A 13,577-nucleotide genomic window follows, 5' to 3' on the forward strand; every position below is an offset into this window, starting at 1 on the left:
CAGCGCGAATTTGTATCCCTTATTCTGCTCCCGCAGTGACATGGGCGCGCCGTTTAGCGGCCGCTTCGGGCAACGGAATGCCCGGTTTATCCCCCCTCCGCTCCTCCTGTGGCGGTATGGCGAGCCGCTGGCCGCCATGCTATTTTGACGCCTCAACAAGGAGACCGCGAATGCTGACCTTACTGGAAGATAAAATCGATACCCCCTTAGGCCCGCTGTGGGTTATCGCCGATGAACAGTCGCGCCTGCGCGCCGTGGAATGGGAAGAACACAGCGATCGCATGGAGCAGTTGCTGGCGATTCACTACCGTTCTGAAGGCTTTCGCCGCGTGGGTTGTGAAAATCCCGGCGGGCTCTCAGACGCGCTGCGCGCGTGGTTTGCCGGCGATCTGGCGGTGATTGACACCCTGCCCACCGCTACCGGCGGCACGCCGTTTCAGCGTGAAGTGTGGCAGATGCTGCGCACGATCCCGTGCGGCCAGGTGATGCATTACGGTGAGATGGCGCAGCGGCTGGGACGTCCGGGCGCTGCCCGCGCCGTAGGGGCGGCGAACGGCTCAAACCCCATTAGTATTGTCGTGCCATGCCATCGCGTTATCGGCCGTAACGGCACGCTAACCGGGTATGCGGGCGGCGTGGCGCGTAAAGAATGGCTGTTGCGCCATGAAGGCTATTTACTGATTTAATTCAAACTGGAAAATAATGTTTTCTGGAAATTATTAAACACGTCGTAATTCAGTTGGATGGCGGTAAACGCCAGATTTGAACCAGGATCTTTTGCCTAATTGCTCATTAGCCCGATTTACCTGTACGTTCAATTTATGTTAAAATTGACTAATATCAATTAAGGCTTGAGCGAACTTATGATCCCGGAAAAGCGAATTATACGACGCATTCAGTCTGGCGGTTGTGCCATCCATTGCCAGGATTGCAGTATCAGCCAGTTGTGTATCCCTTTTACTCTGAATGAGCATGAGCTTGATCAGCTCGATAATATTATCGAGCGCAAAAAGCCCATCCAGAAAGGGCAAACGCTCTTTAAAGCGGGCGATGAATTAAAATCGCTGTACGCTATCCGTTCCGGCACGATTAAGAGCTACACCATCACCGAACAGGGCGACGAGCAGATCACTGGCTTCCACCTGGCAGGCGATCTGGTGGGCTTTGATGCTATCGGCACCGCGCATCACCCCAGCTTCGCTCAGGCGCTGGAAACCTCCATGGTTTGTGAAATCCCGTTCGAGACGCTCGACGATCTCTCCGGCAAAATGCCGAGCCTGCGCCAGCAGATGATGCGTCTGATGAGCGGCGAGATCAAAGGCGACCAGGATATGATCCTGTTGCTGTCTAAAAAGAACGCCGAGGAGCGCCTGGCGGCCTTTATTTACAATCTGTCGCGCCGTTTCGCCGAACGTGGTTTCTCGCCTCGCGAATTCCGCCTGACCATGACCCGTGGCGATATCGGCAACTACCTTGGCCTGACGGTAGAAACCATCAGCCGTCTGCTGGGCCGTTTCCAGAAGAGCGGAATGCTGGCGGTAAAAGGCAAATACATCACCATCGAAAATCACGAAATCCTGGCGGAACTCGCCGGACAATCGCGCAACGTGGCATAAGCTTTTCCTCTCCCGCCGGATCGTTAATTTTTCGTGATTTATTGATCCGGCTGGGAATTCTCTCCTGTTTCATTCACATCATATGGGTTACTCTTAAATGACAAACTGTGGGTAAGCAGTTGTAAGGAGACCCTGTATGGCAAGGTATCAAAATATGCTGGTGGCCATCGACCCCAATCAGGATGACCAACCGGCTCTACGGCGTGCAGTTTATCTACACCAGCGCATTGGCGGGCGAATCAAAGCCTTTCTGCCGATCTATGATTTTTCCTACGAAATGACCACCCTGCTGTCGCCTGATGAGCGCACCGCGATGCGCCAGGGCGTTATCAGCCAGCGCGCCGCGTGGATCCGCGAGCAGGCGAAATACTATTTAGACGCGGGCGTCCCCATTGATATCAAAGTGGTCTGGCATAACCGCCCCTTTGAAGCCATCATCCAGGAAGTGATCAGCGGCGGACACGATCTGCTGCTGAAAATGGCGCACCAGCACGACCGTCTGGAATCGGTGATTTTCACGCCGACCGACTGGCACCTGCTGCGCAAATGCCCCTGCCCGGTGTGGATGGTGAAAGACCAGCCGTGGCCGGAAGGCGGTAAAGCCGTGGTGGCGGTAAATCTCGCCAGCGAAGAGCCTTACCATACGGGCCTGAACGAGAAACTGGTGCGTGAAACGCTGCACCTGGCCGAACAGGTTAACCATACCGAAGTGCATCTGGTGGGCGCCTACCCGGCGACGCCGATTAATATCGCCATCGAACTTCCCGATTTCGACCCGAGCGTCTATAACGACGCCATTCGCGGCCAGCATCTGCTGGCGATGAAAGCCCTGCGCCAGAAATTCGGCATCGGCGAGCGCGTTACGCATGTCGAAAAAGGGCTGCCTGAAGAAGTCATCCCGGATCTGGCAGAGCATCTGCAGGCCGGGATTGTAGTGCTGGGCACCATCGGGCGCACCGGGATTTCCGCGGCGTTCCTCGGCAACACCGCCGAGCAGGTCATCGACCATCTGCGCTGCGATTTGCTGGTGATTAAGCCGGACGATTTCCAGAGCACCGTTGAGCTTGATGATGAAGAGGACGATGACGACTGAGGTCTCTCGTCTGAAGAAAACCCGCCGCCCGGCGGGTTTTTTATTACTAAAAACTAAAACGAGCGCGACAGGCGAAAAAAAACCGCCAGCAGGCTGGCGGTTCTGAACGCTGAGATGAATTACAGCGCTTTCAGGATGGCATCCACGCTCGCTTTCGCATCGCCAAACAGCATCTGCGTGTTCTCTTTGAAGAACAGCGGGTTCTGCACGCCGGCATAGCCGGTGTTCATCGAGCGTTTAAAGACGATAACGTTCTGCGCCTTCCACACTTCCAGCACCGGCATCCCGGCGATGGGGCTTTTCGGATCGTCCTGGGCGGCCGGGTTGACGGTATCGTTCGCGCCAATCACCAGCACCGTGTCGGTATCGCTGAAATCGTCGTTGATTTCATCCATCTCCAGCACGATGTCATAAGGCACTTTCGCCTCCGCCAGCAGCACGTTCATATGCCCTGGCAGACGGCCCGCCACCGGGTGAATGCCGAAACGCACCTTGATACCGCGCGCGCGCAGCTTCTCGGTGATTTCCGCCACCGGATATTGCGCCTGCGCAACCGCCATGCCGTAGCCTGGAGTGATGATCACCGACGTGGAGTTGCGCAGCATTTCTGCCGTTTCTTCCGCCGTAATTTCACGGTGTTCGCCCACTTCGTCGCTTTCACCTGTGGAGGAGCCGTCGGTGCCGAAGCCCCCGGCAATCACGCTGATAAACGAACGGTTCATCGCCTTACACATGATGTAAGAGAGGATCGCGCCTGAAGAACCCACCAGCGCGCCGGTGACGATCAGCAGATCGTTGCTCAGCATAAAGCCTGCCGCCGCAGCCGCCCAGCCAGAGTAGGAGTTCAGCATAGAGACGACCACCGGCATATCCGCGCCGCCGATAGACGCCACCAGATGCCAGCCGAACGCCAGCGCGATAACCGTCATCACGAACAGCGCGAAACCCTGCATTCCGGCGCTCTCTGTCTGCACGAAAATCAGCAGCAGAATGAAAGAAACCACCAGCGCCGCCAGGTTCAGCTTGTGACGGTTCGGCAGCATCAGCGGTTTTGAAGAGATCTTGCCGCGCAGTTTGCCAAACGCCACCACCGAGCCGGTAAAGGTCACCGCGCCGATGAAAATGCCGAGGAACACTTCGGTCAGATGGATATTCACCAGCACCGGCGCGAGACCCGGCTCATGATGCAGGTAGCTGTTAAAGCCCACCAGCACCGCCGCAAGGCCCACGAAGCTGTGCAGGATAGCCACCAGCTCCGGCATTTCGGTCATTTCAACGCGTTTAGCGAGACGAATACCGATAGCCCCGCCGATCGCCATCGCGATGATTATCCAGCCCACATTGCTGGCGTACGGCCCGAAAATAGTGGCGATCAGCGCAATCGCCATCCCCGCGATGCCGAACAGGTTGCCCTGCTGTGAGGTTTCGTGCTTCGAAAGCCCCGCCAGGCTGAAAATAAAGAGAATTGCGGCGACGATGTACGCAGCCGTAACTAATCCTCCAGACATAACTTACCCCTTAGTTCTTCCGGAACATTTTCAGCATGCGCTGAGTGACGGTGAAACCACCAAAAATATTAATGCTGGCGATGAGGATCGCGATAAAGCTAAAGAAGCTGATCCAGCCCCCGTCGCCAATCTGCAACAGCGCGCCGACGACGATAATCCCGGAGATAGCATTCGTTACCGACATCAGCGGCGTATGCAGCGCATGGGAAACGTTCCAGACGACGTAATAGCCGACCACGCAGGCGAGCGCGAAGACAGTGAAGTGGCCGAGGAACTCTTTCGGCGCCACGTTCGCCAGCCAGCCAAACAGAATAATAGCGAGCGCAATCAGCGCATATTTACGCCACGGCGACGATGGCGCAGGCGGCTCAACCGGCGCGGCTTTCGGTTTCGCGCTCGCGGCAGCCTGCGGCTGCGCGGAAACCTGAATCGGCGGCGCAGGCCAGGTCACTTCCCCTTCGCGGATTACCGTCACGCCGCGCACCACGACATCGTCGAAATCAACCACGACCGCGCCGTCTTTCTCTTTGCACAGCAGTTTCAGCAGGTTGACGAGGTTGGTGCCGTAAAGTTGCGACGACTGGGTCGGCAGGCGGCCCGGCAGATCGGTATAACCAATCACCTTCACGCCGTTGGGGGTGACGAAAATTTCATTCGGCACGGTGTATTCACAGTTGCCGCCGTTTTGCGCCGCGAGATCGACAATCACGCTGCCCGGCTGCATGGAATCGACCATTTCACGGGTGATGAGCGTCGGCGCCGGTTTGCCTGGGATCAACGCCGTGGTGACGATAATGTCCACCTCTTTCGCCTGGGCGGCGAACAGCGCCATTTCCGCTTTAATAAAGGCCTCGGACATCACTTTGGCGTAGCCGTCGCCGCTGCCAGCTTCTTCTTTAAAATCGAGTTCCAGGAACTCGGCGCCCATGCTCTGCACCTGCTCTTTTACTTCCGGGCGGGTGTCGAACGCGCGCACGATAGCGCCAAGGCTGTTGGCGGCGCCGATAGCGGCAAGGCCCGCGACGCCTGCGCCAATCACCATGACTTTGGCAGGCGGCACTTTGCCGGCGGCGGTGATCTGGCCGGTAAAGAAGCGGCCAAACTCATGGGCGGCTTCCACAATCGCGCGGTAACCGGCGATATTGGCCATTGAGCTTAAGGCATCCAGAGACTGCGCGCGGGAGATGCGCGGCACGGAATCCATCGCCATCACGGTGACGTTTTTCGCGGCCAGTTTTTCCAGCAGCTGGGGATTCTGGGCAGGCCAGATAAAGCTAATCAGCGTCGTGCCGGGGCGCAACCGCTCGATTTCGTCATCCTGGGGCGCGTTAACCTTCAGGATAACGTCCGATTCCCAGACCTCGACGGTCTCCACGACGCTTGCGCCTGCGGCGATAAACGCGTCGTCATCGAAACTCGCCAGCTTACCGGCATCGCGCTCCACCGCGACGCTGAATCCCAGTTTCAGCAGCTGCTCCACCGTTTTTGGGGTCGCCGCGACGCGGGTTTCCAGCGCCACCCGCTCTTTTGGTACACCAATACGCATAGTATTCCCTTCCATCGATTTTTAAGATGGTCTGTCACTCGCTTAGCAGACGAAAACGCCCGGCGAAAAAGCGCAGCGCCGTGGTGTTCGCCATCCATATCGTTGTCACAAACTTTCTATAACCTACTGAAATAAACGCCTTCGATCCACCGTCGGGGACAACTATTTAACGGTTAATGCGTGAAAGTGTAGCGTCCTTCCCGTCTGGCAGGGATTTTTGCTTAAAATGTGTGGTCAGCCGCTACGTTTACGCTCTTTACGGGGAGGAAAAAACGATTCTGCGCCGCCAGCGCGCACTGGTTTAACAATGATTTAACTTAAAAAGTCATAAGCTTTATCAATTTTAGTGGTCAGATGACGATTTTCGCTATTCATAACCTGAAGTTATTTATAAACCGCGAGCGGCAGCACCAGGTGTGAAAAATGGCGCAGACATCCGGCACCTTTCAATGCAATAATCAACGACTAACCATTTCACACAGGCTGTATCAGTACCTGTTTTGCGCAAGGCGAAGGACTATTTTTATGAAGCTCAAGCATACCCTTCTGGCGACCGCTCTGTTTTCCGCGGCTTCGCTGTCCGCTCAGGCGGCGACAGAGTTAACGCCGGAACAAGCCTCGGCGCTGAAACCGTTTGACCGTATCGTCATTACGGGCCGTTTCAACGCCATTAACGAAGCGGCCAACGCCGTTTCCCGTCGCGCAGACGCATTGGGCGCGGCGTCTTATTACATTCAGGACACCAGCGATACCGGCAACAGCGGCAACTGGCGCGTGGTGGCCGATGTCTACCACGAAAACGCGCCGAAAGCCGACGCGCCGAAAAACCGTGTGATCAATGGCGTGACAGAACTGCCGAAAGATCAGGCTATCGCGCTTGAGCCGTATGACACCGTGACCGTCCAGGGCTTCTACCGCAGCCAGCCGGAAGTGAACGACGCCATCACCAAAGCGGCGAAAGCCAAAGGCGCGGCCTCTTTCTGGATTGTGCGCCAGGTTGACACCAACCAGGGCGGCAACCAGCGCATCACCGCGTTTATCTATAAAGCCGACGCTAAAAAACGCGTACTGCAAAGCCCGGACGCGATCCCGGCGGATTCCGAAGCAGGCCGCGCGGCGCTCGCTAAAGGCGGCGAAGAAGCCAAAAAAGTAGAAATCCCGGGCGTCGCGACCACCGCCTCGCCAAGCAGCGATGTGGGTCGCTTCTTTGAAACGCAGGAATCGAAAGGCGGACGTTACACTGTCACTCTGCCGGACGGTACGAAAGTCGAAGAGGTAAACAAAATCACCGCCGCGCAGATGGTGCCGTTCGACAGCGTGAAGTTTACCGGCCACTACAGCAGTATGACCGATATCTCCTACAACGTGGCGAAACGTGCCGCGAAGAAAGGCGCCAAGTACTATCACATCACCCGTCAGTGGGAAGAGCGCGGCGGCAATATGACCATCAGCGCCGACCTCTACAAGTAAGACAGATTCTCAAAACAAAGCGGCTACGGCCGCTTTTTTTGTTTTTCCGCTACATTTTGTGTACGTCGCATTGCAAGCGAGCTTCGCACTCCGTAAAATCCCGCGCCTTAGTGCGATCCACCATTTTTATGCGCTCTGGCACAATAATTATTCTGGATCTTTCCTTTTGCAAAACAGGTTGTCTATGGAAAAGAAGCTGGGCCTCGCCGCGTTAACCGCGCTTGTTTTAAGCTCCATGCTGGGTGCCGGAGTATTCAGTCTGCCGCAGAATATGGCCGAGGTGGCAAGTCCTGCGGCGTTGCTTATCGGCTGGGCCATTACCGGCGCGGGGATCCTGCTGCTGGCGCTGGCAATGCTGTTCTTAACGCGCCTGCGCCCCGATCTTGACGGCGGCATTTTTACCTACGCCCGTGAGGGATTCGGCGAGCTGGTCGGTTTCTGTTCCGCCTGGGGTTACTGGCTGTGCGCCGTGATCGCCAACGTCTCTTATCTGGTTATCGTCTTCTCCGCGCTGAGCTTCTTTACCGACACGCCGCAGCTGCGCCTCTTTGGCGACGGCAATACCTGGCAGGCCATCGTCGGCGCGTCGGTGCTGTTGTGGGTGGTGCATTTTCTGGTGCTGCGCGGCGTGCAGACCGCCGCGAGCATCAACCTGGCCGCGACGCTTGCTAAACTCCTGCCGCTTGGCCTGTTTGTGGTGCTGGCCGCCATCGCGTTCCGCCTGCCGACCTTTACGCTGGATTTCACCGGCGTCGATCTGGGTGTGCCCGTCTGGGAGCAGGTGAAAAACACCATGCTGATTACGCTGTGGGTGTTTATCGGCGTGGAAGGCGCGGTGGTGGTTTCCGCCCGCGCGCGGCACAAAAAAGATGTCGGCATGGCGACGCTTTTGGCCGTTCTCGCGGCGCTTGCGGTCTATCTGCTGGTGACGCTGTTATCGCTTGGCGTGCTGGCGCGCCCGGAGCTGGCGCAGATGCGCAACCCGTCGATGGCGGGTCTGATGGTGCAAATGATGGGCCCGTGGGGCGAAGTGATTATCGCCGCCGGGCTGATTGTCTCGGTGTGCGGTGCATACCTGAGCTGGACCATTATGGCGGCTGAAGTGCCGCTGCTGGCCGCGCAATATAAGGCGTTTCCGCGCCTGTTTGCTCGCCAGAACGCGCGTAACGCGCCGTCGGCCTCGCTGTGGCTCACGAATATCAGCGTGCAGATCTGTCTGGTGCTGATCTGGGCCACCGGCTCTGATTACAACACGCTACTGACCATCGCCTCCGAGATGATTCTGGTGCCCTATTTCCTGGTCGGCGCTTATCTGCTGAAAATCGCGAAGCGTCCGTTACATCAGGCGATTGCTGTCGGGGCATGCATTTATGGCCTATGGTTGCTGTATGCCTCAGGCCCGATGCATCTGCTGCTTTCCGTCGTGCTGTACGCGCCTGGGGTCGTGTTCTTCCTCTATGCGCGCCGCACCCATGTGGATAACGTGGCGCTGAAAGGTCAGGAGAAAATCGTCATCGGCCTGCTGCTGATTGCCGCGCTGCCGGCGACCTGGATGCTGGTGCGCTAATCTCCTGCCGCTAACGCTTAAGGAGAGTTATGGTGAAAAAACTGGATAAACCCATCGTTATCACCGGCGCGGGCCGCCGTATCGGCCTTGCGCTGGCGCACCATTTCCTGGCGCAACAGCATGATGTGATTGTCAGCTATCGCACCCATTACCCGGCGATTGACGTGCTGGAAGAGGCGGGCGCGGTCTGCATTGAAGCCGATTTCTGCCATGACGACGGCATTCTGGCGTTTGCCGAGGCCGTTAAAGCGCGCACCACGCATATTCGCGCGCTATTGCACAACGCCAGCACCTGGCAGGATGAAAGCCCGCCTGTTCCGCCCGCTGATGTGCTGAACGCCATGCTGCAAATTCATGTGCATGCGCCCTATCTCCTGAACTTCGCCCTTGAGCCGCTGCTGCGCGGCCAGGGCCACGCCGCCTGCGATATTATTCACTTTACCGATTACGTCGTGGAGCGCGGCAGCGCGAAATACATCGCCTATGCCGCGAGCAAAGCGGCGCTCGATAATCTCACCCGCTCGTTTGCGCGCAAGCTCGCCCCGGAAGTGAAAGTGAACGCCATCGCGCCCTCGCAAATTCTCTTTAACGAGCATGACGACCCGGAGTACCGCCAGAAGGCGCTCAATAAATCACTGATGAAAATCGCCCCCGGCGAAAAAGAGATTATCGATCTGGTGGATTATCTCCTTACCAGCCGTTACGTGACCGGCCACAGCTACCCGGTGAACGGCGGTCGTCCGTTGCGTTAACCTGTTGAGCCGCCATTGCTGGCGCGTCGCGCCGGCCCGGTGTATCCTGGTGTTTTTACCGCAACGCAGAAACCTATGAGCAAGATCGTTTTTGTTGAAGATGACCCGGAAGTCGGCGAGCTTATCGCCGCCTATCTGGGCCGCCACGATATCGATGTGGTTGTCGAAAGCCGCGGCGATCGCGCCGAAGCGGTCATTGAGCGCGAGAACCCCGATCTGGTGCTGCTGGATATTATGTTGCCAGGCAAAGACGGCATGACGCTGTGCCGCGATTTACGCGCCCGCTGGCCGGGGCCGGTGGTACTGCTGACCTCACTCGACAGCGATATGAACCATATTCTGTCGCTCGAAATGGGCGCAAGCGATTACATTCTTAAAACCACGCCGCCCGCCGTGCTGCTGGCGCGTCTGCGTCTGCACCTGCGCCAGCATATGGCCGCGCCTGGACCGACGGATAGCGCCCCAACGCTACAGCCCCATAAGGCGCTGCGTTTCGGCACGCTGTGTATCGATCCGTTAAACCGCCAGGTTACGCTCGTGGGCGAACAGGTGGCGCTCTCTACCGCCGATTTTGACCTGCTGTGGGAGCTCGCGACCCATGCCGGGCAGATAATGGATCGCGACGCGCTGTTAAAAAACCTGCGCGGCGTGACGTATGACGGGTTGGATCGCAGCGTGGATGTAGCGATTTCAAGGCTGCGTAAAAAGCTCAATGACAGCGCAACCGAGCCTTATCGTATAAAAACAGTGCGCAACAAAGGGTATCTGTTCGCGCCGCACGCCTGGGAAAGCGAGGCGTAACGTATGCGCCGCGCTCCCCCGCGCGGCGCTGGCTGCGTTAAATCTGCACCATCCCGCCATCGGCGAACAGCTCGACGCCATTCACAAAGCTCGCCTCGTCAGACGCCAGGAACAGCACCGCTTTGGCTATCTCTTCCGGCTGGCCGACGCGCCCGAGCGGGATCTGCGCGGTGAGTTCGTTTTTAACGTCTTCGGCCTGGTCGCCGCCGCCGAACAGTTCATTCAGTCCCGCCGTGTTAACCGGCCCCGGGCTGATGGCGTTCACGCGAATATGCCGGTCTTTCAAATCGAGTATCCAGTTGCGGGCAAAACTGCGCACCGCGGCTTTGCTCGCGCTGTAAACGCTGAACGCGGGCGTGCCGCTGGAACCGGCGGTAGACGCCGTCAGCACCACGGCGGCGCCGTCACGCAGGAGCGGCAGCGCTTTCTGCACCGTAAAGAGCACGCCTTTGACGTTGGTATCGAAGGTCTCATGATAATGGGCCTCGGAAATCGCGCCGAGCGGCGCCAGCTCACCGCCGCCCGCGTTGGCAACGATCACATCGATATGGCTGTGGCGCTGCTGGACTGCCTCATACAGGCGGTCGATATCCGCAAGCTGGCTCATATCGCCGCGCACACCCGTGACGTTGTCACCTAGCTGTTGCAGCGCGTTCTCCAGCGCCGCCTGCCGGCGCCCGGTAATAAACACATGCGCGCCTTCATCGGAAAACGCTTTAGCGGTGGCAAGACCGATACCGCTGGTGCCTCCGGTGACGATAACGACTTTATGACTGAAACGTGCGTTCATGATTTTATCCTCAGTGAATGATGAGCGGCTGTCAGGGGCTGAGAATAAGCGCTTCCCATCAGGCTGTGTACCAGGACAAAATGGCACCCTGCGTTCTGTCTGAGGAACGATAATGCAACCCGATCTTAACGACTATTTTTACTATGCCGAAGTGGTGAACCACGGCGGTTTCGCCGCCGCCAGCCGGGCGCTGAAGCAGCCGAAATCGAAGCTTAGCCGGCGTGTGGCGGGGCTTGAGGCGCAGCTTGGCGTGCGGTTGATTGAGCGCTCCAGCCGCCGTTTTCGCGTTACCGATATCGGCCAGGCGTTTTACGACCGGTGCCGTGCGATGCTGCTGGAGGCTGAAAAAGCCCAGGCGGTCATCGCCCAGGCGCGTAAGGAACCGCAGGGCGTGGTGCGTTTCAGTTGTCCGACGGGCATGGTGGAAATTATCCAGGCCCTGCTGCCCGACTTCATGAGCCGCTACCCGCAGGTGAAGCTGCAAATCATCGCCATCGATCGCCCTGTCGATTTGATCGAAGAGCGCGTGGATGTGGCGCTGCGCGTGCGCACGGAACTCACCAGCGACGCCGAGCTGATCATGCGCTCGCTGGGAACCTCGAACCGCATTCTGGTGGCAAGCCCTACGCTTGCGAGTAAACTTAGCGGCGCCATCGACACCCTCGCCTGCCACCCGACGCTCGGCACCAGCGACGAACCCGGCGAATTGAGCTGGACGCTGGAACATGAACAGGGAAAGCGCTGTCTGATTCGCCATCAGCCGCGGCTCAGCTGCAGCGATTTTACGGCGATCCGCGCGGCGGCCATCGCCGGGCTGGGGATTGCGCTGCTGCCGGATCACGTCTGCGCGCAGGCGCTGAAAACCGGTGAGCTGGTGCATGTTTATCGCGGCTGGCAGGGCCAGCGCGGGATTGTGCATCTGGTGTTTACCACGCGTCGCGGACTGCCGCCCGCGGTCAGAGCCTTTATCGACCATCTGGCCGCGCACTTTCCGCACACGACATCGGCTATCCAGTAACCGCGCCGCAGGCGTGAGATATCTTCATGAAAAAACTCTTTATTCAGTTCTATTTGCTGCTGTTTGTCTGTTTTCTGGTGATGACGATGCTGGTCGGGCTGGTCTATAAGTTCACCGCCGAGCGCGCCGGACGTCAGTCGCTGGACGACCTGATGAAAAGCTCGCTCTACCTGATGCGCAGCGAACTGCGTGAAATTCCGCCGCACGAGTGGAATAAAACCATCAAAGAGCTGGATCTGAACCTGTCATTTAAGCTGCGCATTCAGCCAATGAACCAGTTTCACCTTGATGACATTAACAACCGCCGCCTGCGCGAGGGCGAAATCGTGGCGCTGGACGACGAATATACGTTTATCCAGCGAATCCCGCGCAGCCACTATGTGCTGGCCGTCGGCCCCGTACCCTATCTCTATTTCCTGCATCAGATGCGTCTTCTGGATATCGCTCTGATTGCGCTGATCGCCATCTCGCTGGCGCTGCCGGTGTTTATCTGGATACGCCCGCACTGGCAGGAGATGCTGCGTCTTGAGTCGGCGGCGCAACGGCTTGGCGAGGGACATCTGGATGAACGTATTCATTTTGATAAGGCGTCGAGTTTTTCGCGGCTCGGCGTGGCGTTTAACCAGATGGCGAACAACATTAACGCGCTGATTGTCAGTAAAAAACAGTTGATTGACGGGATAGCCCATGAGCTGCGCACGCCGCTGGTGCGGCTGCGCTACCGGCTGGAGATGAGCGATAACCTGAGCGCGTCAGAATCGCAGGCGCTGAACCGCGATATCGGCCAGCTGGAAGCGCTGATTGAGGAGCTGCTGACTTACGCGCGGCTTGACCGGCCGCAAACCGAGCTACATCTGACGCACCCGGCGCTGCCGCGCTGGCTGCATGACTATGTTGACGACGTGCGCTTGCTGCACCCGGAGCGCGAGCTTATCGTCACGCGCGTCGATGACGGTGATTATGGCGCACTCGATATGCGCCTGATGGAGCGCGTACTGGATAATCTGGTGAATAACGCGCTGCGCTACAGCGAGCAGCGGCTGCGGATCGGGTTGTCGCTGGATGGCGCGCAGGCGACGCTTGAAGTGGAAGATGACGGCACCGGTATTCCGGAAGATGAGCGCAGCCGGGTGTTTGAGCCGTTCGTGCGCCTCGATCCGAGCCGCGACCGCGCCACCGGCGGGTGCGGTCTGGGACTCGCGATTGTGCATTCCATCGCGACGGCCATGAGCGGCGAAGTGAGCGTGACGCAAAGCGACCTCGGCGGCGCGCATTTTCGTTTTCGCTGGCCGGTGGTGGCGATGACAGAGGGCATGTAGCGGTACGGGGTTATTCTGGCGCGCGCGCGATGCTTACCCGCCCTACAGACGTTGTTAACGCGTTCATAAATACGTAGGGTGGGTAAGCGCAGCGCAC

Annotated in this window: 12 protein-coding genes; 9 read left to right on the forward strand and 3 right to left on the reverse strand. The window is 58.1% G+C overall.

Annotation, left to right across the window (positions count from 1 at the left end; all coding sequences use genetic code 11):
* Positions 1–170: 170 nt before the first annotated feature.
* From ogt to uspE, 3 genes are all read left to right on the forward strand, one after another.
* Entirely contained in the window at positions 171–686 is a 516-nt protein-coding gene (gene ogt, locus AB8W27_RS10680; protein ID WP_041923508.1) for a methylated-DNA--[protein]-cysteine S-methyltransferase, read from the forward strand.
* A 177-nt stretch (positions 687–863) separates the two neighbouring features.
* Positions 864–1,616, forward strand: a complete 753-nt coding sequence (gene fnr, locus AB8W27_RS10685) for a fumarate/nitrate reduction transcriptional regulator Fnr (protein ID WP_004385865.1) — start codon at positions 864–866, stop codon at positions 1,614–1,616.
* Between the two features lie 136 nt (positions 1,617–1,752).
* Complete coding sequence (gene uspE / locus AB8W27_RS10690; protein WP_015741164.1) at positions 1,753–2,709, forward strand: universal stress protein UspE; 957 nt, start codon at positions 1,753–1,755, stop codon at positions 2,707–2,709.
* 119 nt (positions 2,710–2,828) lie between these two features.
* Here uspE and pntB read toward each other — a convergent pair whose 3' ends face one another.
* Both pntB and pntA read right to left on the reverse strand, forming a co-directional pair.
* On the reverse strand, positions 2,829–4,217 hold the full coding sequence (pntB, locus tag AB8W27_RS10695; RefSeq protein ID WP_015741162.1) for a Re/Si-specific NAD(P)(+) transhydrogenase subunit beta: 1,389 nt from the start codon (positions 4,215–4,217) through the stop codon (positions 2,829–2,831).
* 10 nt (positions 4,218–4,227) lie between these two features.
* A complete protein-coding gene (gene pntA, locus AB8W27_RS10700; RefSeq protein WP_015741161.1) occupies positions 4,228–5,763 on the reverse strand; it encodes a Re/Si-specific NAD(P)(+) transhydrogenase subunit alpha in 1,536 nt (511 codons plus the stop codon).
* 525 nt (positions 5,764–6,288) lie between these two features.
* On the opposite strand from pntA, the gene ydgH reads away from it, so the two are divergent.
* From ydgH to rstA, 4 genes are all read left to right on the forward strand, one after another.
* The gene (ydgH, locus tag AB8W27_RS10705) at positions 6,289–7,233 is read left to right on the forward strand and encodes a DUF1471 family protein YdgH (protein ID WP_015741160.1); all 945 of its coding nucleotides are present in this window, start codon (positions 6,289–6,291) and stop codon (positions 7,231–7,233) included.
* Between the two features lie 184 nt (positions 7,234–7,417).
* Positions 7,418–8,800, forward strand: a complete 1,383-nt coding sequence (locus AB8W27_RS10710; protein WP_007760918.1) for an amino acid permease — start codon at positions 7,418–7,420, stop codon at positions 8,798–8,800.
* 29 nt (positions 8,801–8,829) lie between these two features.
* Positions 8,830–9,552, forward strand: a complete 723-nt coding sequence (folM, locus tag AB8W27_RS10715) for a dihydromonapterin reductase (protein ID WP_041923507.1) — start codon at positions 8,830–8,832, stop codon at positions 9,550–9,552.
* 75 nt (positions 9,553–9,627) lie between these two features.
* Positions 9,628–10,353 carry a two-component system response regulator RstA gene (rstA, locus tag AB8W27_RS10720; RefSeq protein WP_041924164.1) on the forward strand — a complete coding sequence of 242 codons (726 nt, stop codon included), beginning with the start codon at positions 9,628–9,630 and terminating at the stop codon, positions 10,351–10,353.
* A 37-nt stretch (positions 10,354–10,390) separates the two neighbouring features.
* Here rstA and AB8W27_RS10725 read toward each other — a convergent pair whose 3' ends face one another.
* Positions 10,391–11,143: an SDR family NAD(P)-dependent oxidoreductase gene (locus tag AB8W27_RS10725; protein ID WP_041923506.1), complete on the reverse strand. Its 753-nt coding sequence runs from the start codon at positions 11,141–11,143 to the stop codon at positions 10,391–10,393.
* A 112-nt stretch (positions 11,144–11,255) separates the two neighbouring features.
* On the opposite strand from AB8W27_RS10725, the gene AB8W27_RS10730 reads away from it, so the two are divergent.
* Entirely contained in the window at positions 11,256–12,161 is a 906-nt protein-coding gene (locus AB8W27_RS10730) for a LysR family transcriptional regulator (protein WP_015741156.1), read from the forward strand.
* A gap of 26 nt (positions 12,162–12,187) precedes the next feature.
* Entirely contained in the window at positions 12,188–13,480 is a 1,293-nt protein-coding gene (gene rstB / locus AB8W27_RS10735; RefSeq protein WP_015741155.1) for a two-component system sensor histidine kinase RstB, read from the forward strand.
* Positions 13,481–13,577 lie beyond the last annotated feature (97 nt).

Source organism: Cronobacter turicensis, from assembly GCF_041222865.1.
Classification (GTDB): domain Bacteria; phylum Pseudomonadota; class Gammaproteobacteria; order Enterobacterales; family Enterobacteriaceae; genus Cronobacter; species Cronobacter turicensis.